We start from the raw sequence: 22747 nt of genomic DNA, 5'->3' as shown, positions 1-22747 counted from the left end.
AGGCTGATGCCCAGGCTCTCGCACACGGCCAGGACAGCGGAGGTGACGGCGGCTGTGGACTCGACGATGAGCGTCTCGGGCACGGCAGCCGGACGCGCCGCCGTGGCCTCGATCCGTGCGGGCAAGGACACCAGCCGCCGGGCAGGCCCGCCGGCATGGGCCTGCTCCAGCAGGGCCGGCCAGCCCGGGCGCTGAGGCCTGGGCACGGCCATCTCGGCCAGCAGCACCGACAACTGAACCGGCCCGTCCTGCTGCGGATGCAGCACGGCGGCCAGCACGCAGCCGCTCGCCGCGTCCAGTGCCGCCGTCACCGCCACCGGCACCACACCCCCGTCCTCGCCCACCGCCCGCACACCCAGGCGGGCGCCTGCGATGTGGACCCGCTCTGCGGGCCGCAGCGCAGGCGGCGGGCCGCCCGAGCGGGCCGGGCCGGTGGCGGTGCGCGCCGCACTGCCCGGCGGCTCGGCCGGATCCGCCAGCGCCTTCACCAGCCGGTACAGCGACGAGCGGCCGGGCAGCTTCACCCGGGCCGGCCCGTAGGTGTCCGCCACGATCTGCTCGGCCAGCTCGATGACCTGCAGGGTGGTGGTCTTCGACCGGCCGCGGCGCCTGCGCAAGGCCTCCAGCACGGCGGCCACCACCCGCTCGTCGGTACGCCCGGTGGGGGAGAAGGTGCGCAGGTGGCGCTTGTCGACCAGCCCTCACAGCCCCTGCCGCTGGTAGACCAGCCGCATCCGCTGCACCGTGGTCCGGCTGGCTCTAATCCAGCCCAGCGCGGCCAGTTCACGCGCCTTGACCTCTTCCCGCTCGGCGAGGGTGAAGCGCTGCGGGTCGTATTCGGGCCGGGGCACGCCGCCGCTTGCCGGGCCGCTGGGCAGCCCGGTCTCGACCTCGCGGATGTGCCGCAGCCAGGCCAGAGCCCGTTCCTGCGCGGCCAGCGGCACCGTCTCCCACAGCGCCGGGGCCGGCGGCTCGACGGCCGTGGGACCGGTCACCGAGAAGCCGGGCGCGGACACCAGATGGGCGGCCAGCACACATCCGGTGGCCCCGTCCTCGGCAGCCAGGTGCACTCGCCCGTCGACCAGGCCAGTCACCTGCCAGGTGCGGCCCTCGAACGTGACCTGAGCGCCCACCTCAACACACCGCCCACCAGGGGTGGCCACCACGTGCTTGCTCAACTTTCCTGCTGCTCCCGCCGCTTTCCATCGCCTGCGGCCGGGCCGGGCTTCACGAGGGTGTGCTCGTCCAGCGGCCGTGTCAGGTCCGCGGCCAGCCGACCGCTCCACAGCGCGTGGTAGAGCACCGGCAGCGTAGTGAGGACCTCGCCCGCCGCCGCGGCCCCGGCCATCAGCGGCCGTTCGGCGGCGAACGCCTCGAGCACCGCCTGCTCAAGGCCGCCTGCGTCACGGTGGCGGGGATGTCGGTAGCCGGCCAGCCACCGCACGTTCGCCGCCACCACCTTCTCGGGCGGCGCCAGACGCCGGTAGGTGAACCCCACCGCCTCACACGCCGCTTCAAGCACCGCGGCGGCGCGCTCGGCCCGGCCGGCGGCGGGAGCCGTCGCGGCGGGGCAGTCGGCGAGCACGGCGACCCCGTCGGCGTAGCGGGCGAACAGCTGCGGCACCCACGTCAGCACCCGCCCGCTGCCCGGATCACGCCAGATCAGCCGCACCGGCCGCGCCGACAGGCCCACCACACGCGGATCGCGGTCCAGGAACATCAACTGCGTGCACATTGCCTGCGATCCGTGCATCACATGCCGCCCGGTCGTGGCCGACCACCACCAGCCCGGCCCCCACCGCCGCCCGGGCACCACCGGGAACGCCGCCACCGGCGCCAGCTGCTCGAACTTGACTGCGATGGCGGCCTCCACCCAGCGGCGCTGCACGAGCGTGCCGTCCGCTCCGGCGAACTCAGCCTCCACCGCGCCCGTTTCCGGCACCCCGCAGGCGCCGCCCGGGAGGGCGGGCAAGCCGGTCTGCGCGCTGTCCTGGCTGCTGTCGGTGATCACGAACTCCACATAACGCCATGCCTGTCCTGCCGCGCAGGAGAACCGGACGGTAACCCCAACTGTGCTGCGTAGTGAACCCGTTGGGGTGCACGGCGGGGTCAGGATGCCACCCGGACGCGCCGGTGTCAGTGCGAACTCCTGCACTTTCCGCCTGCCGGGCCACCCCTGCTTCGGCACCACCCGCCGCACCCAGAGCGGACCGTGGCGCCAGGGCCGTTGCCCGGCCGCCGCCGGAGGCGTCAGTCTTCGCTACCGCCTGCGGCGAGCACCCGGGACAGCTCCTCGGCGGGCAGGCGCGACCACTGGGCCACCTCCTCCAGCGCCACCCCGGCCGCGACAGCCGCGGCGGCGGTATGCAGCACGGCCCGGTCGACCAGCTCGGCACTCTGGCTGAGGTGCTCCAGCAGCGTGCGGGCCACCTCGGCGGTGGTGCCGCTCTGCGCGCCGCGCAGTTGCGCCAGCTCCTCGCGGGCGTCGTCGAGCAACCGCGTGATGTGGAAGCGGTGTTCGGCGGAAACGGTGGCACGCCACCGGGTACCCGAGCCGCCCGCCTGTGCCTCCGCAGCCATCACGCGCAGCTGGCCGGCCATCGTTGCGGGCTGCTCTTCCCGCTTCAGATACCACGGATCGTCCCGCCACCCCGGCGGCCCGCCACCACGGGGGGCACGCACGATCGCATTCCTCCAGCCGCTCAGCGGGCCGCCGTAGTCGACCGCGGCCTGCGGCCCCAGCCAGTCCCGGTCCACCCGCTCGCCCAGCTGGTGGCAGAACGGGTCATCCCCGCCCCGCACCCGAGGCCGCGTCCCCCCGCTTGCCCGCCACGCCAGCTCGGCCATGGCCGGGTCCAGCAGTGCGTCGGCGACGGCCACCACCTCGGGGAAGACGACCGCGTCCCGGCCCACGATCCGCCACCGCTCCAGCTCCGTCCCGGCGTTGCCGCCCGCGACCTGGTGCAGCCGCCGCGGCCAGACCGCCTCGCGCTCCCAGTGCAGGGCCTGTTCCCACCATCGGGCCACCACCGCGTGCGCCAGTGCGAACACCCTCTCCGGCTCTGCTCCGGCCCGTACCGCCCGCCGCGCCACGCCGGTCCACCGCCGCTGCGCCGCGGCCACCTCCGGCACACCCCGCACGTCCAGATACTCAAGAAGCTGGTCGGCGTCCGCGTCCAGGAGCCACCGCCGGTGCCGGACACACACCCGCTCCCAGCGCGGCACGTACCGCACCACCCGCACGGCCGTCCCCGTACGCCGGGCCGCGCACAGGCGGCAGCCGAAGGCGACCGGCCCGGCGACCGCGCCGCCGGTCCGCCACGCCGCCGCCGGCACCGCGTTCTTTCCGGCCGACAGCTTGGCGTCCTCCTGTCCCCAGGACGGCAACGCCCGCGCCAGGATGTCTTCCTCGACGCCGCACAGGGCTGCCAGGAGCTGCCGTCCGGCTGCGTTCAGCAGTACCTCGGCGTCGGCCCGCGCGCCCCCGCCGTCGTGCCCCGGCGGGTAATTGCGCCACTGCCAGGACGACCGCAACACCCTCGCTTCCATCCCGTAACGGCTCGCGATGCGGCAGATCAGCGACGAGGTCGTCTCCCCCTGCAGGGGAGCGGTCCGCAGCAGGCCGGGGTGATGGGTCACTCCACCACGGTCTCGTGTCCGTCGTCCTGGCGGGCGCTTTCGCAACGGATGCCCAGCGGAATCCAAGCAAAGCCGGTTCCCCGGAACGGCTGTGGAGAGTTGATTCCTTTCGCAAGCTGCCTCTCTGCTCCTTCGCCGAGCCGGGGGCCACCCGAGGTCGGCCCAGCTGGTTTCAGTCGGAGCTGTCTCTCCTGGTCCCCACAGCGGACGGCGGCGCACGGACCCAGGTGCCGCGCGAACGGGACACAGGGTCAGGACTCCTGGATCGACACCTAACGCAACGCATTTCGTACGCACTTCGTACGGCAACCGTACGCTATCCGTACGGTTCGTGGGTTAGGGTGTTGCTCAGGAGGTGTTCCATGTCCGAGTTGTTCGATCGGATCGATGCGCTGGTCGCGTCCCGGTCTCCGCTGCCGCCGCCGTCGGAACGCAAGCGGCTGCGCGCCGCGCACGGCCTGACCCTGGATGAGGTCGCGGCCGCCCTGGATGTGCGGCGGGCGACCGTCAGCGGCTGGGAGTCCGGCAAGACCGAGCCGCGGCCGCCGGAACGCGAGGGGTACGCGCGACTGCTCGGCAAGCTCGCGGAGCTCTACCCCGCCGACACCAACGCCACGGCGCCCGTTGAGGACACGGCCGTTCCACAGACGTTCTCGAGCGCTCCCGCTCCGCAGGTGCAGCCTGTGCCCACAGACGTGGCGCCCGAGGCTGCGGCCATGACGACCGAACAGAACACCCAGCCCCGCCCCGCCGCCAACGCCGTGCCTCCGACTGCCGCGTCGCGTCCGGCGCGCACCACCACCACGACGACGTCGCGCCGTACGGCCGCGAGGAAGGCGGCCCCGGCGAACACCCCGGCAGGCGCCGACCCGCGGTTCGAGAACGGTCCGCTGGCGGTCGTTGATGTCGACGCCGACGGCCAGGTCCTCGCGTACTGCGTCGGCGGGCTGGTCCTGGACGTGCCCGCCAAGTCGATCCCGTCCCTGGTGGACTGGACGCTGCGTGAGGCGAAGCTGGGGCAGCCGAAGCTGTCCGGGCCGGGCAAGGACGCCGACCCGCTGCTCGTGCTCACCGAGTCGGCACTGGAGCGCTACGGCCTGCCCGTCGCCCTCACCGACGAAGAGCGGCTCGCCGGACGGATCCCGGAGGGCCACAAGGTCATCAAGCAGCTGATCCGTGCGGAGTGGAAGCTGACGAAGCGGGGGTTCGGGCCGTGGGCGCGGATCTACCGTCCCGCCACCGGTTCGGAGCGGGCCTGTGTGCAACTGTGCATCCCGTCGTGGAACGCGCTGGACACCCGGCACTGGGGCGAGGCCGGGCAGCTGCCGCCGGCGGAACTCGCCCGCGTGCTGGGCGTGTACGCGTCGCGGGTGATGACGCCGCGCGGATCGACCGCCGTGACCGGTCTGGAGCTGATGACCGCCCTGCACCCGCCGACCCGGGCCTCCGAGCCCGACGCCGACGGCAAGCGGCATTCCGAGCACAACCCCGGCAGTCTGGGCAAGGATCCGGTGGACTGTGCGCCGTGCGAGGCCCCCGACGGGCACCCGTTGCTCAAGGAGCTGCCGCGCTTCCACGTGCGCGGTCCGGCGGAGAAGTTGTTCGAGGAGGCGTACGACTGGGCGCGGCCGATGACGGATGCCGAGTGCACCCTGCGGCACCTCGTGGGCATCGACGTGAACATGGCCTTCGCGGCGGGCGCGAACGGCCTGGTCGTCGGCGTCGGTGCGCCGACGCATGTGAAGGCGCCGGTGTTCGATGCGAAGCTTCCCGGCTCGTGGCTGGTCGACCTCTCTCACGTCGACCTGTCCAGGGTGAAGGTCGCTAAGGACAAGTGGGCGGATCTGGACGCGAGTCTGCTGCCGAGCCCGTTCACGCCGAAGGGCGAGCGCCCGGAGGGCCCGGCCTGGTACGCGACGCCGACCGCGGCGTACGCGGTGGAGCTCGGCTACGAGGTACGTCCGGTCGAGGCGTACGTCCGGTACGAGAACGGCCGCTATCTGGACGGCTGGTACAACCGGCTCCGTGACGCTTTCCTTGCCACCATGGCCGACCTCGGTGTGGACGCCGACCTGTCGCCGGCCGACTTCCTCGCCGCCATGGACCGCTACCAGAGCCGTGACCCCGAGCTGGTGATTGTCGTCTCGGCGATCAAGGCGACGGTCAAGGGCGGTCTGGGCAAGCTGCGCGAGCGCCCGCGCGGTGAAGGCTGGCGGCCCGGCGAGCCGTGGCGGGCGCTGTCCCGCCCAACATGGCGGCCGGACATCCGCGCGGCGGTCATCTCCCGCACCCGCATCAACCTCCACCGCAAGATCGTCAAGCACGCGGCATTTGCCGGGCAGTATCCGGTCGCGATCCTGTCCGACTGCGTCGTCTACGCGGCCGACGGGCCCTCGCCGCTGGACTTCCTGCCCTACCGGGAGGGCAAGCCGCTGCCCGGCGGCTTCAAGCTCGGCATCAACCCCGGCCTGGTCAAGCACGAGGGTACCCAGGACGTCTTGTGGGGCGAGGAAGTCCGCGAGCGCTTCAACGCCCCGGAGCTCAACCTCGCCCGGTACATCAAGGACGGCACCGTCACCGACATCGACAACGGAGAGTAGGAGTAGGCCACGATGAGCTTGATCGGCGACGGCCTGGACGCCGCGGTGCAAAAAGCGTTCACCCGCCCGGCGCCCAAGAGCGCGGGTCCGCAGATGCGGTACCTGGTCAAGCAGCTGGGCGGCACCAAGGCGGTCGCCCAGATGCTGCGGGTCTCCCAGCGCACCGTCGAGCGGTACGTGAAGGACCAGATCAAAAAGCCCCGCCCGGGCCTCGCCGCGCGCCTGGAGCGCGAGGTGAAGGCCCGCTGGCAGCCGCAGATCCGGGCCAAGGCCCGCGAGAAGGCGGCGACCACCGGCGGCATCGTCATCGACACCCGCGCCCGGCTCGGCTACACCGCACCGATCGGGTCGACGGACCAGGACCGCATCCGGCACCTGACCGTCGCCCTGCCGCCCCGCTACGCCGCCCGTCTCTTCGACGCCCAGGAAGCCGGCTCCAGCGACGCCCAACTGCAGGAAATCGCGGCCGAAGCGCTCAAGGAGGTGTACTTCCAGGACAGCGGCCGCCGCGCCGGCAGCCTGGAAGAGGTCCGCTTCACGGACATCGAGCACCTCGAGTTCGACCTGTAGACCCCGAACAGCGACCACCGTCGACCACATTGACGCCCTCAGGACCGTGTGGTGGGGGCTATGGCCTGCCCGACTCGGGCTCCGCACGTGCGTCGGCAGTGCGATTCTGGCTGGCCACCCTTCAATGCTCGTCCCGCAGCGTGCCTTCAGGAGCGCACATTCGAATGACGATGTGCTGCCGCTCTACCCCCAGCCGTCCTACCAGGCAGGGACAGTCTCGTGACCAGGCAGATGTCACAACTCCTCGGAGAAATCGCACTGTTGAGGTGTGCGAGGTGCGTGAGGGTGGGCTGGAAGCCTGTACGGGAAAGGGAAGGGTGCGGAATGGAGCCTGTGATCACCGCAGCGGTGGTGACCGTGGCCGTCAGTGTCGTCAACGCCATTGTGAAGATCGCTCAGCGGCGGTTGAACGTGTCTGTGGAGATGGCGCGTATCAGTGAGGCGGCGCAGACCGAGCGGGTCCGCTGCCTCACTGGGCGGTCCGTCGCACTTGCCCCCTACCGTGACGGCCGTGAGGCGGATCTCGCCGACGGGAGCGGGGGTGGCGAGCGTGGACGACGCCGTCAGCGCTGACCTGCACCTTGCTGAGCCGCTGGAGACAGTTGCCACCCCCCTGCCGGGTATCCAGCTCGCCGGGGCCCTGCATGACGAGCAGTATCCCGCTCTGGTCCGTTTCCTGTTGTTGCAGGGGGCGTCCTGGGCAGAGGCCCAGGACGCCGCTCAGGATGCTTTCACTCAGATGTGCGCGCCAGGTGTCACGATCACCTACCCTCGCGCCTGGCTCCGCACGGTGGCATGGCGGTCTTGGGTAAGCCAGCAAGTGAAACTCGAAGAGACCTGCGCGGACCTGCCCGAACCGCAGCTCGGCCTGCGCTGGCAGACCCCGGCCCACGCCGCCGAACTGGGGGAGGAAGAACGCCAGGTGATCTCCCTTCTTCAACATTTGCCAGCCAAGCAACGAGCCGCAATGGCCTGGCATCTGGACGGTTTCACCACTGAGGAAAGCGCACGCGCGATGGGGACCACTCAGGCGGCCGTCCGCCAGAACCTGGCCCGCGCGAGAGCCGCACTGAAGCAAGGCCTGCGGCTGGAAGGCCGGCTCATCGACGAGAGGAGGAAGACGTGATGGGCAGCGATCCCCGCGCAGCGGAAGGAAACAGCCGACACGACGACGACCTCGACGCCCTGCTGACAACTATGCACCGTCGACTGGGCATTGCCATTGTTGACCGCCTCAACGCTCACGGTGGGCCGCCCGAACTGCGTACCCCGGACCTTGCTCTGGACCGCCTCCTGGCAGCGACCCACCGCGCCACGGGGAAGGCTGTCAGCCGCCGCCTGTCCCGGGACGACTACGCCGCTCAGCGCAATTCCGCACTCCAGGCGAGTCTCGGGCCCCGGGGTCACCTGGCCCGCCGCCCTGCGACGATCCGTGTGAAATACCGCGAAGGGGCACTGCGCTTGGTGCACACCTACTGGCCTTTCGACCTGGCCGAGGCCATGCGCACCGCTGTCCGCATCGTCCAGGACCTGTGTGACCTTCTGGGCGACAGCGCACAGCCGCTGGGCCGTGCCGACACTGTGGTGGAACAACTCCGAGACCACCTTGAGGGCATGTCCCGGCGGCCCCAACCATACCGGTCCCAGGCTGCGCTCAGCGGCCTGGACTACCTCAACGCCGTCCAGTCCGCCCTCGCCGACCCGGCCGAGCGCCTCGCCAACGAACTGCACAGCATCCGGGAACTCCTGGATGAAGAACTGGCCCCCTCCGTCACCGCACTCCAGGCACCCGGACGCGCCTACCTGTTCGGCGTCGGGGCAGTCGCCCAGGACCTCATCGACGATCTGGCCCACGGCTGTGGGCATGCCGACACGCTGGCCAGAGTTGTCGCAGAAGTCGAGCGGGCCAGCAACGACTTCATCGGAGCAGACCTCACCAGCGCCAAGCTGGACGATGTGCCCCTGGAGGGAATCCTGTGGGACGCAACAACTCTATGGCCAGCACAGTGGGAAACCCGGGTGCGCCGTGCCTCACTGCCGTCCGATGAAGAGCACGGAGTCCTCGTGGTCGCGGCCGAGGGATGCGACTCTGTGGTCCACGCCGATGCATAGGACGTCTGCTTGGCGATGCTGCGTCCAGGTCGGAGCTGTGCTGCCTATGGCAAGCGAGGGGGATGGCGATGGCCGTGCTTGCGAGAGAATTGCGTACGTGCAAGGGACACGTGAGCCGTCTTCGAGCTGACGCGTCCCGGTCGACGTGCCGTCCGGGACGCGCGCAGAGCAGTTGCCGGTCCGCGGGCAGTGCGGCACGGGGAGAACCTGATTGGCACAGCTCATAAGGCTCGAGGCAGTGGTTCACTCTCTGTCGGGCTGGACGGGGCTGGCACCGCTGCCTTCGCCCAGAGCACACCCAAGGCGCGGAGCGCATCGAGCTGTTCTGCGGTGAGTTTGTCGCGCCTCACCTTGGTGTTTGATACCCATACGCCCAGCTTCAGAAGCATCGGCTCCGTCTCGCCGTCGACCGTGGTCTCTTCGCTGTGGCCGCGCGGGACAGGCCGGTGGGCGCCTTCCCGTTCCACCCATTGCGTGAGGATGGCCAGGCCGCGCTGGAACGCCTGCTGCGCCATGCTCAGACTTTTCCTTGCGGACGTCGTCGCCGGGGTGGGAGACGGGGCCTCAGCGGCCTTGATGCCCAGCGTGGACAGCCGCTCCTGTTGCTCGCTCGATAGCTGCACCCAGGTGCCCGGGTTCTTTTGCCGCTGAAGCCACTTGCCCAGGTCGTCACCCTCGAACAGCACCCCGGGTTGAATGGCCGGCAGGCTGCCGTCGGCGTCGACCAGGTCGGCGAGCACCCGGTAGTGGCGCTGCCAGTCGAGCGGCCAGGGGCAGTTCCAGTCGGGGTCGAACGCCGCCAGCTGCTCCGCACGCTCCGCCGCCCGCTCGGGGTCCTTCCCGAGGCCGCCCTTCCGCCGGAGATTGGCCACATGCTGCCCGACCGGCACCATCGCGTCGCCCTCGCCCCAGAGAGCGTCCTGACGCGGAGCGAGGTGCCCGGTGGCCCGCTGGTACGACCGGAGCTGTTGGGCCAGTTCGGCGTAGTCGTTCACGCGATCGGCAGCGTCCCGGACGCCCGGATGTGAGTGGCTCGGTCATGAGGCTGGCACCTCGATCCAGAAAATCTTGGTGATCGGAGGCAGCACTTTGGGCTGCCCGTTCGACTCTTTGATGTGAACACTCTCGTAGAGCACGGGACCAGCTCGCTGGGGCCTGTCCTTGCGCAGTCCAGGTTGTGGGTGGCGTTATGTCTGCTCCCCGCTCTTGCGGGTGCCGCCGCGTTCCTGGCGGAATGGCAGCGCAGAGCCACCCTGATCGCCTTGGTACGCCACGCTCCTGGCGGCACGGTGGTGGTTCAGGAGCGGGGACGAGGGGGGCCTGCCATGCAGGTGCATGTCGGAGCGCCATCAGAGACGGACCAGGGGGAAACCGGTGTGACGCAACAAGGTCAGGAGAAAAGGCGACTGGTCGCCGCTTTATGGGAGCGGGAGGCCAAGGGATTGGCCCGCTACGCCATGGTGCGGACCGGCGGGGACAAAGCCGCGGCTGAGGACCTCGTGCAGCAGACGTTCATGGCCGCCGTTATTCAATGGGACGAGTCACTCGCCAGCCTGCACGCGGAGGAGCGCCGCAACTGGCTGCGCAGTGTGTGCCGACGGAGATGGATCGACGGCATTCGACGGGAGACCCTCGGGGACCGGCTGCAGGCTGATGTGGAACGGCTGTATGAACGCGTCAGCCCCGACCCCGCCCACGCGGTCATTGCCCGGGATGATCTGGACCGCTGCTGGCAGGTGTTGCGACAACTCCCGCCCAGGCGCAGGGAGGTCGCCCTGCTGTACTTCATCGAGCAACAGTCCGTGCTGCGCATCGCGGAGATCCTGGGCATCCAGGCATCGGGAGTGCGCAAACACGTGGCCAAGGCCCGGCAAGGGCTGCGCGAGGCTGTCGGCGGGCTCCTGGACGTGGAACCAGTCGAGACGAGCACCTTGCGAGAGGGAGAGGGAGAGGGGGAGCAGGAATGACGGACAACGAGCAGAGCCGCGCAGTCGACACCGACCTCCTGATCGGGAACATGCTGCACCAGACCGAAGCCGTGGTGGACATTGAGGAGGAGAGCCTGGCGCAGCGCAAGAACCAGCTGCTCGACTGGATGGCAGAGGCAACGCCGCCGGTGCCGCAACCTGGCAAGAGCCAGGAGAGGGAAGCCCGGCAGTCCCAAAGCGAGCGTGCTCGGGAGCGTCCGCTCAACGACGTGGCCTTCCTGACCGTCGCCGAAGTGGCCTCTGTCATGCGGGTCTCCAAGATGACGGTCTACCGCCTGGTCCACTCCGGTCACCTCCCCGCGATCCGTGTCGGGCGGTCGTTCCGGGTTCCTGAGCAGGCACTCCACCAGTACCTTTACGGGAGCTACATGGGCATCATCGAGTCCACCGACCGCCCGTGACCTGCGCTTCCCGGGCGAATCCTCGCCCGGGAAGCCCGTCCAAGCTCATGACGAGACGTTCCTGCCGTCCTCGCCGAACAGCGGCACCTGCTGGACATCGACGCCCCTGCGGACGCGGTGCCGCCACCGGCCAGCCGCGTCGCGGGCGACGTCGACGGCGATCTCCATCACGAGATCGGGCTGCACTAGGTGGACATCAAGGGTGCGCTGCGTTCCCCACCCGGCGTTGAACGTCCATCCTGTCCACGGGTGCGGGCCCGCCGGTGGGGTCAGCCGGCTGGCCAGGGCGCGGCCGGCGGTCTGGGACCCGACGTACCGCAGGCGGCCTGCAGGGTCGTAGCGCCCCAGCAACGCTGCCCGCGGCGCTGCGAGGGAGCCGGTGACCGCGCCGATGAAGGCCTCGGTGGTGACCCGCACCTTGTACTTGAGCCACGAACGCACCGGCCGGTAGGGCTCGGTCAGCCCCTTGAAGCACAGCCCCTCCAGCCCGGCCGCCGTCCACGCCAGCCATCCTCCCGCCACCTGGGGGTCGGTGGTCGACGGGCACAGTGTCAGCGGCGCCGCCAGGCCCAGGTCCGCGAACATCGCCTCCAGCGCCGCTCGTACGCCCAGCCGGTCACGTCCTCGCCCGCGTGGACCAGGTCGAAGACCACGTAGTGAGCCGGCCACTGGCGCGACGCCTCGACCGCACTGGCACCGCGCCGGGCGAGGCGTTGCTGAAGCCGCTCGAACGCCAGCCGGTCCCGCTCCCACACCACCAGCTCGCCATTTATGCGAACTCCCATCGGTGTCTCACGAAGCAGGTCGTCGAGCGTGAATCACCGGGTCGGGTGAGTTTGGATGGAGCTGCCCGCGAGCTCCTATTTGCCGCGGCAAGGTGAGTACGCCGCATCGGGTGAGGACGGGCAGGAGCACGCGTGACCACTTCCGTGATTGCGGATCTCTACTCCACGCGCCACGCGCGCCTGGCTCACTGCCCAGCCCTCCCGGACGTTGGAGGAGTACTTGATAGGGCTGGTGTGCGCGAGGGGCAGCCATTTGTGCTTGGCGCGAACGGTTCGTACGACGTGCACCTGAACCGCTTTCTGCGTGAGCTGCCGAGTTGGGGGGTGCGAGCAGATAACAGCGTGATGGCGTATGCCCGTGATGTGACGCTGTTCGTCCGGTTCCTGGAGACGTCTCGGCGTGGCAAGCGGATCTGGGACTGCGATGGCGAGGATCTGCGGGCATATAAGCGGGTGCGGCTGTGGACGGACGGGCCGCAGGCGGTGTCGGTGGGAACGTGGAACCGGTCGGTGGCCGCGCTGGACAAGTGGGTTGCGTGGTCGCTTGACGCCGGGCTGCTGCCGCGGGCTCCGTTCCGGTACGTCGACAAGACGGTGATGACTCCGGCGGGGCCGCGCCGGGTGCATGTGAACGCGGAGATGGAGTCGGACCCCCAGGACGAGCCGTTGCGGTTCGTGGCATTCGAGGACTACCTGCTGTGGCGGAACGTGGGGCTGCGAGGGGAACTTCCGGAAGGGCGATCGGACTCGCGGTGGCGGGGCCGGCATGGGGAGCGCAACGGGCTGTTCGCCGACGTGCTCGTACACAGCGGGATGCGTCTGGGTGAGGGGGCCAGTCTGCTGGTGCCGGAGGTGCCGCCGTTGAGCGGTCCTGGGGAGATCCGTGTGGCTGGCGCCGTGGCGAAGCGGGGCAGGGGGCGGCGGGTGTACCTGCCGCCGCGCAAGGTGCGCCAGGTCCACCACTTCCTGGCGGTCGAGCGGGACGCGATCGTGGTCCAGTGCGCGGCCGCGGGCGGATTTCCGGGCTGGTCGGACGCCCGACAGGTGGCACGGGCCGGCCGGTACGCGCTGCTGGCGCAGGGCGCTCAGCGGAGCTGGCCGTATGCGAGGATCTCGCCGACTGAGCGGCGCCGGCTGGCATGGGATGACAGCGGCGTGGTCTCGGGAGAGCCGCTGTGGTTGTGGCTTGCCGATGACGGTCGGCCGCTGCAGTCCGCTGCCTGGCAGGCGGCGTTCCGGCGGGCGAACGAGCGGTGCACGTCGTTCGGCCTGGGTATCGAGGTCCACCCGCACACGCTGCGGCACACCTACGCCGTGTACATGCTGGGACTGCTGCTGCGGCAGGCAGTCCGGGCGCTGGGCCAGCCGCTGAAGGGACCGTTGGCTCGCAGCGAACTGCGTCGGCTGCTGGTCGGCAATCCGATGCGTACCCTGCAACTGCTTCTCGGCCACGCCCGGGAGGCCACCGTGTACGTATACCTGGACGTGCTGGATGAGGCGCAGGAGATCGTTCTCGGCGCGCTGGCCCAATGGGACGCGCAGAGCGTGGTCCTGGAGCGGATGGGGACTGCGGGGTGAGCCGCCGGGTGCGTTTCCCCGAGCCGCAGGACGTGCCTTCGGAGCCGGATCCGGTGGCGGCGGTGGGGCCGGTGGCATTCACTGCCAAGTTCTCCGGCGGCGTGGAGCGGCGCTTCGACCTGTCGGGGCTGCCGTGCCTGCGGGTGGTCCGGCACCTAGCGCGGGCCCTGTCGCACCTGGCTGGGGTGGAGAACGGGCAGAGCTACGTGGGCACCACGGATGGCTACGCCCGTGCGGTGACCGAGTTCGTCACCCACCTTGCCGCCCGGGCCGGGGCCGGGGTCGAGCTGGATCTGGGTGACCTCTCTCCGGAACTCCTTGACTCCTTCGAGGCCGGCTTGGTCTCCCGTTACGGAGAGGACAGCGTCACGCCGTACGGACGGATGCAGCAGGTGGTGAAGCTGCTCCGGCTGGTACAGGAGGACCAGCCGGACAAGCTGAGCCCGGCGATGCAGGCCCGGTTGGGCTTCACCGCGGTGCAGGTGGGGCAAGGCCGAGCGCGGACTTTGAACGCCTACCCGGATGAGCTGTTCGAGACGATCCACTCTGCGGCCCTGGCCGGCGTTCGCGCTGCCCGCGACCGCATGCTGACCGGCGAGCGGCTGGCCGCAGCTGGCGCCGATCCAGTCGGCGGAGGCTGGCACGGGTGGACCCGGGAGAACGCGGCGTGGCACATCGCCCGGCGAGGCCCGCTCACCGGAGCGAACCCTTCAGAGCGGGGCGCCCAGGACAAGATCACGGAACTCGGCGGGCTCGGCCACCTCAACCGCCTCTTCTTCCTGACCGCGCACGACGTGGTCGCGTTCGTAGTGCTGCTGATCTGCCAGACCGGCCTGGAGCCCGAGGCCGCGGGCGCGCTGTCCAAAGACTGCCTGGTCAATCCGGCCCGCGGGTACGTGAGCGTGGCGTATGTGAAGAACCGGGCGCACGGCCAGTCACGCAAGACGCTGCGGGTGGCCGACGGCGGGGCCCTGCACCACCCGGGCGGGGTCGTCCGGCTGGCGCTGCGGCTGACAGCCCAGGGGCGCGAGCTCACTGGTACCGATCTGCTGTGGACGCACGCGCAGCGCACCGGCCGGGTCATCACCAGCTTCGGCCGCTATCGCGCCACCGACATGGGGCAGTACAAGCACGCGTTCGTCGAACGCCACGCCCTTGCAGCGGCGTTCACCGCTGCGGGGGAGAAACCGACGCTGAGTCTGCGGCGGCTGCGCAAGAGCTACAAGTCGCGCCGCTACCGCCAGACCGGCGGAGTGCTGGAGGACTTCGCCGAGGGCCACACCCCGCGGGTCGCAGCCAAGCACTACGCCAACATCGAAGCCCACCGCCCGCTGCACGACCAAGCCGTCGAGGACGGTTTGCGCGAGGCCCTGGACGCCGCCCTGGACCCACCGGTGGTCTTGGCCGAGGACGGGACGCGGCTGGACGCCTCTCCGGCCGGTCTGCTGCCGGGAGAAGTCGCGCAGGCATTGTCAGGGGACAGCGACGTGTGGTTGGCCTCGTGCCGCGACTTCCACGCCTCGCCCTTCGCCCGCCGTCCGGGCGCCGGCTGCCCGGTGGCGGTCTGGGGATGCCTGGAGTGCCCCAACGCGGTTTTCACCACCCGCCACCTGCCGGCGCTGATCAGCTTCACCGGGTTCCTGACCGCCCAGCGAGAGGAGATGACCATGCCGGAATGGAACGCTCGCTACGTGCTGGCGTTCGAGCGCGTGACCGCCGGCATCCTGCCGCAGTTCACCGCCGAACAGCAGGCAACTGCCCGCCTCATCGCCGAAAGCCACGACCCGTCCCTGCACCTCCCCGCCCATATCCTCGGCGGTCTGCTGTGAGCTCCCGGCCGGCAGCAGCCCGCACCACGCCCGCCCCCGCAGGCGTTCAAGAGCTGGTACCGGTGCCAGACGACGCTCCGGTACTGCCCGATCACGTCCTCTCGGCCGCGCGCCGCCCCGGCACTGGCCCGCGGTTCGCTGATGCGGTGTGGGACCTGGGGCCGTTCCTTCCCCGCAGCAGCAACGGGCGCACGATCGTGTTCGCCTCAGTCGCCGACCCCGTGACTGCCCGCGTCCTGCGTGAGTACCTCTACTCCCGGCTGCGGCGGGGCAACCCGTCCTTGCAGCGGCGCGGCCCGATGAAACTCACCGGCACGTTCGCCGCCTTCGCCAAGGCCCGGGCCGCGATCACCACCTTGCAGGAGCTCGGCGCCGCCCGCCTGAGCGAGGTGACCCCCACGCACCTGAGCGCAGCCCTGAAACGGTGGCAGGCCATCTCGCCGGGAGAGGCGGCGATGCGCGTGACGGCGTTGAAGCACGTGTTCGCCCACGGCCCGTTCCTCCACTCCGACCGACTGCTAGTCAACCCTTGGCCTGGCCGGTCGGGACACGCGGTCGCCGGTGTCGTCCGTGACCCGGAGAACAGCACCGAGCGCATCCCCGAGGAAGTGATCGGCCCCCTGCTGAAAGCCGCTGTCTTCTACGTCACCACCGCCGGCCCGGACATCCTCGCCGCCCGGGCCGAGCACACCCAACTGCAGGCCGCCGGCAAGGAGCCGAAGCGGTGCGGCGGCAACGGCTCGGCCAAGGCCCGGATCGACGCGTACGTGGAGGAACTGCGCGCCGCTGGCCGCGGCATCCCCGCCCTGCCCACGCGTCAAGCCCGCAGGTACCCGGACGTGCCTGTGGTCGACGGTGTGCTGCAGGCACCCAACACCTCCCTGGTCGCGCGCCTGACCGGCGTGGCCTGTTCCGCGGAGGTGCGGGGCTACCTGCTCACCGCCGCGGCCGAGCTCGGATACGAGAGCGGTGGTCTGCACACCGTGATGTCGCCCTGGCCCGACACCGGTCGCCCCTGGCGCATGGGCCCGGGACCGACCGAGGTGGGAGCGGAGACCACTCAGATGCGTACCGCCTGCTGGATCGTGATCGCATACCTCTCGGGGATGCGTGACCCCGAAGTACGCGAGCTGGCCCCGGACTGCGCCTTCACCGAGCCCGGCCCGGACGGCCGGCCGCGGCACAAGCTGCGCGGCAAGGTCTTCAAGGGCCGCAAACTCAGCGGTGAACAGACCGAATGGGTCGTCCTGGGCATCGTGCACCAGGCCGTCGCGCTGCTGCGTGCGGTCAACGACGACCCGACTCACCTTTTCGGCCACACCGGAATGACCAGCCACGACCTCGTCCTGTACGGGTCGGTCAACCTGCGCCTGAACGCGTTCCGCGATCACCTCAACGAACTGTTCGGCACACCGACGGCCCCCTACATCCCGCCGCTGGCGGTCAGCGCCGCGGACAAACCCGTGCGCGATGAGGACATCGCCGGTGACGGGGAGGCCGAACGGCAGGACAAAATGCCGTGGCGGCTGAACACCCGGCAGTTCCGCCGCACCCTGGCCTGGCACATCGCGCACCAGCCATTCGGAATCGTCGCCGGTGCCCGCCAGTACCAACACGCCGAACTGGCCATCTTCGACGGCTACGCGGGTACCTCCGCCTCCGGGTTCGCTGCCGAAGTCGCCACCGAACGCGCCATCGCCCAGCTCGACTACGTCGAAGACCTCTACCGCGACTGGAACGCCGGCCGCCGCTCCGGCGGCGGAGCGGCCGCCCGCGTCAGCGCCGAATTCGACCGCGTCCGCCGCGAGCTGGGCGACCCGCCCGGCATCGTCGCCAGCCCCGCGCGGCTGCGCACCATGCTCCAGCACCTGACCAAGACCCTCCACCCCGGCATCCTCAACGACTGCTTCTACCAGCCCGCCACCGCGGTCTGCGCCCACCGCACCAAGCGCGCCGGCCGCCCTCTGCCCCTGCTCACCATGTGCCTGACCTGCCCCAACGCGCGACGCTCCAGCATCCACCTACCCCGCCTGGCCACGGCCCGCGCCCAAGCGCAGCAGCCGCTCGACGCACCTGCCGGCCTCTCCGGCCTCCAGACCGCCGCACTGGCCGCTCACATCGCCGACCTCGACCACGCCCTCACCGACCTACCTGCGTCGCCCGGCTCCGCCCGTGAGTGACCCAGCGGCGCTCCGCCTGCGCCACGCCCTCGAACACGCAGCCCTCGTCGTGCAACCCGGCACCGACCAGGCCATCGTTCACGCCTTCGAGAGGATCCTTGCCGGCCAGCCCGAAAACACCGGCGGCACTCTCACCGTCACGACACTGTGCACCGAGGCCGGCATCTCCCGCGCCACCTACTACCGCTCACCTCTGGCAAAGATCATCACAGTGCTCCTCCGGGAGCCCGACGCGCCCCGTCCGCAGACAGACACCCTGACCGGCGAGATCACCCGCCTCAAAGGAGCCGAGCGGGCCCTGCGCTCACGCCATGCAGCCGAGCGGGAAGAACTACGAGCCACCATCGACGCCTACGCCCAGCACATCCAGGCCCTCACCCTGCGCCTGACGGAGCTCGAAGACGCCAACGGCGTTCTGCGCCGCCAGATCCAGCAGCCAGACTCGACCGTCACGCGCCTTCCGCAGCCGACGTGACCACCGTCTGGCCGTGTTCGCGAGTAGCGGCTCTGGTGCACATTCTGGGACGAGGCCACTCTGCGTGACGCGACTGAACCTCTTCTTCAGCTCAGCCCGCAGCAGGATCGTTACCCGCACCGAAAAACGGCACGTCGGCTGGTGCCATGTCAGTTCGCAGAGCTGGTACCGGGTACGTATTCCAAAGCTGCGGTATTCGTATGCCATCGCGCGGAGCCCCATGTGACTACAGGGGCGTGCTATCGCTGACGGATCACAGACCAGCCCGTGATCTCGGCGTCATTCTGGCTGCTTCCGCCGACCATTCTTGATCACGCTCCGGGAAGTGGATCGTTCGGAGAAGAGGCGCGAAAGTTGTCCGTGGAGGCGCGTCTTTTTGCGGATGGCGGGGGCGACCTCGGTGGCGAGGAGTTCGAAGGAGGTGTTGACCATGGCCGGGGGCATGCTGCCGAAGTCGATCAGTCCCACGAAGCGGTCGATGCTGAGGAGTTCTCGTTCGGTGAGGATCTTGTCGATCACTTCCCGTGGGCTGCCAGTCGCCGAAAGGGCTGGCGGTGGCCTGGAAATGCTCCTGGCCGATGAGCCAGCCGCGGCCGCCCGGGGTCTTGGGCCGCAGGTATTCGCGGTAGTGCGGGTAGACGTTGCAGCGTGCGTCCTGGGAGGTCTCGCCGACGTAGAAGTGGCTGGTGACACCGAGGCGCAGAGCTGTGGCCGGGTGGCTGGCGGCGGCTCCCACGGCGCGGTAGTGCTCGGTCAGGACACGGGCGCTTGGCTCGCGGCCGGAAGACTGTTGCCTCTCCAGGAGGGCGCGACGCTTGCCGTCGTCGGAACGTCACCCACCCCGGTGCGCGGGTCCTGAGCCACCGTCTTCAGCCTCCACGGCTTCCCGCACCCGCTGCTCCTCGCGCACGGAGCCGACGTCGCGCTCCAGGGGGGTGCGGCTTACGGCTGTCGCAAGGTCCTCCAGGGCGCGCTTCTGCAGGTCCGCCTCGCGCCGTAGCGCTGGGCTCCGGGCACCGGCGCCCTCCCACGCCTGGAGAGCTTTCTCCACGCGTCCCCAGTCCGGATCCCTGTGCTCGCGCATGTCGGCTGCCGCCTGCGCCGTGTCCGTTTCCAGGGCCTTGGCGAGCCCCTCCGCCTCGAGGGCGGAAGGGTTGTCGTCCTGCGGGGCGTGGTTCTGCATGAGCGTTGCCGCCCTGTCGAACCCGTCGAGCGCCTCCTGTGCGTCCTCCGCCTCACGCGAAGTCAGGCCCCTGGGGCGGACCGGTTCCTGTTTTGCCCGGTCGTATGCCTCCTGCCAGACGGCACGCGCTTTTCTGCTCGCCAGTTGTGCACTGCGCGTGTCGGCACGGCGTTCCCTGGTCGGTTCGGCGTAGTTGCGGAGCACTGCGGCCGCGTAGCGGCCGTTGGCGGCGAGCCAGTCCGCGAGCCGTTCCGGCAGCCGGGGCGTCTCCCAGGCAGGGAACACCGCGTAGGCCAGCATTGCCAGGGCTCCGCCCAGCAGGGTGAGTACCATCCGCTCCGGGACTGTCTGTTCCCATGCCTGGCCGCCAATGCCGAGTAGGAAGACGACGTACGCGGCAGTGAAGCACTGGGAGTAGGCGTAGCCGGTACGGATCAGGGTGTACGACAGGCCCGCCGAGACCACCGCCAGCGCACCGAAAACATGGGCGTCCGGGCCCAGGGCCCGCACCACTCCGGTGGCGAGCGCGACCCCCACCAGGGTCCCGGCGAGACGGGCGACCGCACGCGCGTACGTCCGGTGGAAGTCCGGACGCATCACCATCACCGAAGCGATGGGCGCCCAGTAGCCGTGACCCAGGGGTAGCCGGGCGGCGATGAGATAGCCGAGCGTGGCTACCGCCGCCAGCCGAACGGCATGCCGGAAGACGGGCGAGTCGCGGCGGAGCTCACGACGGACCGCCCGCACGATGACCGGGATCAGCCGGAACATGGTCGGCCGCACCAGGAACTGAGCGCCCGCGGGGCCATGTTGCGTGGGCGTCCTTCTGCGCACGTTGCCGCACTCAGCGATCTCCACCGCCTCACCGAGCAGTCCCGCGAGCCTCTCGGCGGCCTGCCGCGCGGGACCCTCGAGCACCTCGTGCTCCTCGTCTCCACGCAGGAGGTCCACAGTCTTGGGCGGTACCTCGACGGGGGTGCCGCGCCGGATCGATCGGGCGGCCGCATCCAACACGTCGGCGGCCGCGTCGAGCAGCTCCCGCGCGCGGTCCCTCCCAGGTCCCTCAGCCGGGGCGCCGACGTCCGGGTCGGCGAGCGCGGCGATGGCCGGCAGAATGCGCTCGGCAAGTCCTCGAGGGCCGTGGAGGACGGCGGGGCGGGTGCGAGCCTGTGACGGCGTGACGGCGGCCGCGTCCCGGGCTGTCATCAAGGGCTCCGGGTCGAACCGGGCGGTCGGGTCGTGCCGGAGCTGGCGGGCGTAGTCCGCCACGGCGGCCAGGGCGTCGGCGAGCGCGTCACGATGCGCCCCCCATCGGCGGATCGGGAACAGCAGGATCAGCACGGCCTGCACCACTCCGCCGAGCGCGATGATCCCGGCATGTTCCAGGGCTCGTCCGACGCTCGTGGGCAGGGTGATGGTCACAAGCATGCTGCCTACCGTCGTCGCTGCGACGATCCCAGCGGTCGATCCGACGGCCCACGCCAGCCCCGCGACAAAGGTCCACAGGGCCAGCAGCGGAAGGAACGTCACGAGTCGCCCCGCCGCCAGGTAGCCCACCAGGGTACTGAGCGCCAGCCCCACGCCGGCGCCGAGCGCGATCACCTTGCGTGGACGCCAGGTGCGCTGGAAGGTGGCCCCACCCGCGGAGAAGGCGCCGAGGGCGGCAGATGCGGCGTACGCAGGGGAGCCGAGCCATAGCGCCGCCCCGATGACGAGTGCCACACCGACGGCCGTGCGCAGCGCGAGCAGGGGCTCCAGCCGCGTCTCCTCGATTTTGAGCCCGGACCAAAGGACTTCCCTGAAGGCCCGCGGCCACGTCACGGGCGTGAGCCCAGGCGGGAGGCCATGCCGGCTCGCGTCGGCCTGGTTCTGGTCCGTCCGTCGTGCGGGAGGGCCTCCCACACGGTCCAGCAGCAGGGTGACGGCCGCGGTTCCTGGGACAGGGGGTTGCCGCTGCGGACGCCCCTGGCCGAAGCTCCGGCAAGTGCCGAGGAGCCGATGGGCTGCTGAACAGTCGATCTGCGCTCCGTCAGCGCGGTCACCGACCGCACCATCACGTCATCGTCACCGCCGCCAAGGAGACGGGCGTGACACACCGTCCGCCATCGCCCTCGGCTCCTGTGCGTCTTCGTACAGCTAGCCATCGTGCTCGTCCTGGAGCATGTGGCGACGTTCCTGTTCGCGCTTGGAGTAGGCGGCTGCTCGGATCGCCTCGTCGCTCTCCAGGCCTGATCCCAGCGCGCCGCCCACCGTGGCAGTCGAAGCCACGAACCACGACAACGTCCAGTAGTCCGTTGCGTTCAACGGGTCTCGTGTCATGGAAGCGAACACTTGGTCGTTGAGGATGAAAAGCGCCCACACAAAGTTGATGACCACTAGGCCCACGTAGCAGACGAGCACCCCGATACCCACGGTCAGGACGGTCGAGACGTTGTAGAGCCGCGCCCTCTGCCTCGCCTCCGGCGAGCCCTGTGCCGAGTGATGCCATAGCTGCGCGTCCACGATCAGCCAGCCGATCATGAGCGCCACGGACCCGACCGTGGCGATGATGAGGCGCGGCACGCTCAGAGAATCGGCCAGGGTCCAGACGGTGGAGTTCACAGTGGCGACGGCTCCCGTAGCGAGCGCGGCAGCCAGGGCTTTCGAAAGGCCTGGCACCAACCGCCACGGCTGGTTGGCGCGGACCATACCGAAGAGAACCCGTAGATAACCGCGCGGCCCGCTGATGGCGTACCGGAGATCAGGGCTCTCCTCCTCGCCGACCGGGCTCGGATGAACGGGTGTGAGACGGCCGTCGACGGACTCCGGAAGCATCTGCCTTCGTGGAGGCCTCTCAGGGGCGGTGGGCTGCGGGCCCGCCAAGCCGAGCACGGCTTCTTCCACGGCAAGGCGCGCCCTCGTCTGCAGCCGGAAGCCCCCCAACGAAGGTAGCGACAACAGGGCCAAGCCGTGTTCGTGGCTCATATCCGCGACGAGCCTGCGGCCGTGCAAGTGCAGCGGGAGGTCGGTGAGGGCGACGACGATGTCCCAATTCTCCGCACTGCCACGGTCTATGATCCGGCGCATCAAGGTGGGTGGGTCCTCGGTCCCTGAAGTGAAGGGCTCACTGATCACTTCGATGTCGAACCGTCGCCCCTGGCCAGACTTGTCGGCGAGCCGGGCAGGAAGGGTCCGGCTCATGCGCTTCGCAATCTCGGTCGGTGCGTCCGGATCCGCCAGGAGGGCCACGACCGTGACGCCCTGCGACGAGGCTTGCATGACTGGATCCTTCTCGTTGTCTGTCCCCGCGACCGCAAGTGCCCACAGAATGCCCTCGGGGTGGCGTCGGCGCTGCGATGACACGCTGGCTCACGCCGGCCGGTGCAGGCGGCGCGGCCAGATCTCCTCGTTCTCCCAGTACGGGGCCT

Annotated in this window: 21 protein-coding genes and 1 pseudogene; 13 read left to right on the top strand and 9 right to left on the bottom strand. The window is 70.1% G+C overall.

What is annotated here, in order from left to right; all coding sequences use genetic code 11:
* Positions 1 to 42 precede the first annotated feature (42 nt).
* Positions 43 to 195 carry a hypothetical protein gene (locus ACIOKD_RS40295; RefSeq protein ID WP_402093353.1) on the top strand — a complete coding sequence of 51 codons (153 nt, stop codon included), beginning with the start codon at positions 43 to 45 and terminating at the stop codon, positions 193 to 195.
* Positions 196 to 372: 177 nt separating this feature from the next.
* Entirely contained in the window at positions 373 to 540 is a 168-nt protein-coding gene (locus tag ACIOKD_RS40290) for a hypothetical protein (RefSeq protein ID WP_402093351.1), read from the top strand.
* A 161-nt stretch (positions 541 to 701) separates the two neighbouring features.
* On the opposite strand, the gene ACIOKD_RS40285 is transcribed toward ACIOKD_RS40290, so the two are convergent.
* From ACIOKD_RS40285 to ACIOKD_RS40275, 3 genes are all read right to left on the bottom strand, one after another.
* Positions 702 to 1178, bottom strand: coding sequence for a hypothetical protein (locus ACIOKD_RS40285; protein WP_402093349.1), 477 nt, complete (start codon positions 1176 to 1178; stop codon positions 702 to 704).
* Positions 1175 to 2020 (bottom strand): TnsA-like heteromeric transposase endonuclease subunit, encoded by an 846-nt coding sequence (locus ACIOKD_RS40280; protein ID WP_402093348.1) that lies wholly within the window; start codon positions 2018 to 2020, stop codon positions 1175 to 1177. The genes ACIOKD_RS40285 and ACIOKD_RS40280 overlap by 4 nt, the downstream gene beginning before the upstream one ends.
* A 230-nt stretch (positions 2021 to 2250) precedes the next feature.
* The gene (locus ACIOKD_RS40275) at positions 2251 to 3639 is read right to left on the bottom strand and encodes a DNA-binding protein (protein ID WP_402093346.1); all 1389 of its coding nucleotides are present in this window, start codon (positions 3637 to 3639) and stop codon (positions 2251 to 2253) included.
* Positions 3640 to 4001: 362 nt separating this feature from the next.
* On the opposite strand from ACIOKD_RS40275, the gene tap reads away from it, so the two are divergent.
* The 5 genes from tap to ACIOKD_RS40250 all read left to right on the top strand — a co-directional run bounded on the left by tap (position 4002) and on the right by ACIOKD_RS40250 (position 8921).
* A complete protein-coding gene (gene tap, locus ACIOKD_RS40270; protein ID WP_402093345.1) occupies positions 4002 to 6239 on the top strand; it encodes a telomere-associated protein Tap in 2238 nt (745 codons plus the stop codon).
* Between the two features lie 12 nt (positions 6240 to 6251).
* Positions 6252 to 6809 carry a telomere-protecting terminal protein Tpg gene (gene tpg, locus ACIOKD_RS40265; RefSeq protein ID WP_402093343.1) on the top strand — a complete coding sequence of 186 codons (558 nt, stop codon included), beginning with the start codon at positions 6252 to 6254 and terminating at the stop codon, positions 6807 to 6809.
* Positions 6810 to 7133: 324 nt separating this feature from the next.
* Positions 7134 to 7382, top strand: coding sequence for a hypothetical protein (locus ACIOKD_RS40260; protein WP_402093341.1), 249 nt, complete (start codon positions 7134 to 7136; stop codon positions 7380 to 7382).
* Positions 7360 to 7935 (top strand): RNA polymerase sigma factor, encoded by a 576-nt coding sequence (locus tag ACIOKD_RS40255; RefSeq protein WP_402093340.1) that lies wholly within the window; start codon positions 7360 to 7362, stop codon positions 7933 to 7935. Before ACIOKD_RS40260 ends, ACIOKD_RS40255 begins: the two co-directional genes overlap by 23 nt.
* Positions 7935 to 8921: a hypothetical protein gene (locus ACIOKD_RS40250; RefSeq protein ID WP_402093338.1), complete on the top strand. Its 987-nt coding sequence runs from the start codon at positions 7935 to 7937 to the stop codon at positions 8919 to 8921. The genes ACIOKD_RS40255 and ACIOKD_RS40250 overlap by 1 nt, the downstream gene beginning before the upstream one ends.
* A gap of 284 nt (positions 8922 to 9205) precedes the next feature.
* Here ACIOKD_RS40250 and ACIOKD_RS40245 read toward each other — a convergent pair.
* Positions 9206 to 9886: pseudogene (locus ACIOKD_RS40245) on the bottom strand (helicase associated domain-containing protein); the annotation flags it as partial.
* Positions 9887 to 10297: 411 nt separating this feature from the next.
* Between ACIOKD_RS40245 and ACIOKD_RS40240 the strand changes: the two are divergent.
* Complete coding sequence (locus ACIOKD_RS40240) at positions 10298 to 10888, top strand: RNA polymerase sigma factor (protein ID WP_402093337.1); 591 nt, start codon at positions 10298 to 10300, stop codon at positions 10886 to 10888.
* A 230-nt stretch (positions 10889 to 11118) separates the two neighbouring features.
* Entirely contained in the window at positions 11119 to 11310 is a 192-nt protein-coding gene (locus tag ACIOKD_RS40235; protein ID WP_402093359.1) for a helix-turn-helix domain-containing protein, read from the top strand.
* A gap of 45 nt (positions 11311 to 11355) precedes the next feature.
* On the opposite strand, the gene ACIOKD_RS40230 is transcribed toward ACIOKD_RS40235, so the two are convergent.
* Together ACIOKD_RS40230 and ACIOKD_RS40225 are read right to left on the bottom strand one after the other, a co-directional pair.
* Positions 11356 to 11895 carry a hypothetical protein gene (locus ACIOKD_RS40230; protein ID WP_402093336.1) on the bottom strand — a complete coding sequence of 180 codons (540 nt, stop codon included), beginning with the start codon at positions 11893 to 11895 and terminating at the stop codon, positions 11356 to 11358.
* Positions 11862 to 12095, bottom strand: a complete 234-nt coding sequence (locus ACIOKD_RS40225) for a hypothetical protein (protein WP_402093335.1) — start codon at positions 12093 to 12095, stop codon at positions 11862 to 11864. The genes ACIOKD_RS40230 and ACIOKD_RS40225 overlap by 34 nt, the downstream gene beginning before the upstream one ends.
* 132 nt (positions 12096 to 12227) lie before the next feature.
* On the opposite strand from ACIOKD_RS40225, the gene ACIOKD_RS40220 reads away from it, so the two are divergent.
* The 4 genes from ACIOKD_RS40220 (at position 12228) to ACIOKD_RS40205 (ending at position 18157) form a co-directional block, all read left to right on the top strand.
* Positions 12228 to 13673 carry a tyrosine-type recombinase/integrase gene (locus ACIOKD_RS40220; RefSeq protein ID WP_402093334.1) on the top strand — a complete coding sequence of 482 codons (1446 nt, stop codon included), beginning with the start codon at positions 12228 to 12230 and terminating at the stop codon, positions 13671 to 13673.
* On the top strand, positions 13670 to 15502 hold the full coding sequence (locus ACIOKD_RS40215; protein ID WP_402093333.1) for a hypothetical protein: 1833 nt from the start codon (positions 13670 to 13672) through the stop codon (positions 15500 to 15502). Before ACIOKD_RS40220 ends, ACIOKD_RS40215 begins: the two co-directional genes overlap by 4 nt.
* Before the next feature lie 62 nt (positions 15503 to 15564).
* Complete coding sequence (locus ACIOKD_RS40210; protein ID WP_402093332.1) at positions 15565 to 17682, top strand: hypothetical protein; 2118 nt, start codon at positions 15565 to 15567, stop codon at positions 17680 to 17682.
* A complete protein-coding gene (locus tag ACIOKD_RS40205; RefSeq protein WP_402093329.1) occupies positions 17675 to 18157 on the top strand; it encodes a hypothetical protein in 483 nt (160 codons plus the stop codon). Before ACIOKD_RS40210 ends, ACIOKD_RS40205 begins: the two co-directional genes overlap by 8 nt.
* A 279-nt stretch (positions 18158 to 18436) precedes the next feature.
* Here the strand turns inward: ACIOKD_RS40205 and ACIOKD_RS40200 are convergent, their stop codons facing one another.
* From ACIOKD_RS40200 to ACIOKD_RS40190, 3 genes are all read right to left on the bottom strand, one after another.
* A complete protein-coding gene (locus ACIOKD_RS40200; protein ID WP_402093328.1) occupies positions 18437 to 18676 on the bottom strand; it encodes a hypothetical protein in 240 nt (79 codons plus the stop codon).
* Positions 18677 to 18989: 313 nt separating this feature from the next.
* Positions 18990 to 21161 (bottom strand): FUSC family protein, encoded by a 2172-nt coding sequence (locus ACIOKD_RS40195; protein WP_402093327.1) that lies wholly within the window; start codon positions 21159 to 21161, stop codon positions 18990 to 18992.
* Positions 21162 to 21476: 315 nt separating this feature from the next.
* Positions 21477 to 22598: a hypothetical protein gene (locus tag ACIOKD_RS40190; protein WP_402093326.1), complete on the bottom strand. Its 1122-nt coding sequence runs from the start codon at positions 22596 to 22598 to the stop codon at positions 21477 to 21479.
* Positions 22599 to 22747 lie beyond the last annotated feature (149 nt).

It is taken from the genome of Streptomyces sp. NPDC087844 (assembly GCF_044742785.1).
Lineage (GTDB): Bacteria > Actinomycetota > Actinomycetes > Streptomycetales > Streptomycetaceae > Streptomyces.
This window is presented reverse-complemented; position numbering and strand designations above follow the sequence as displayed.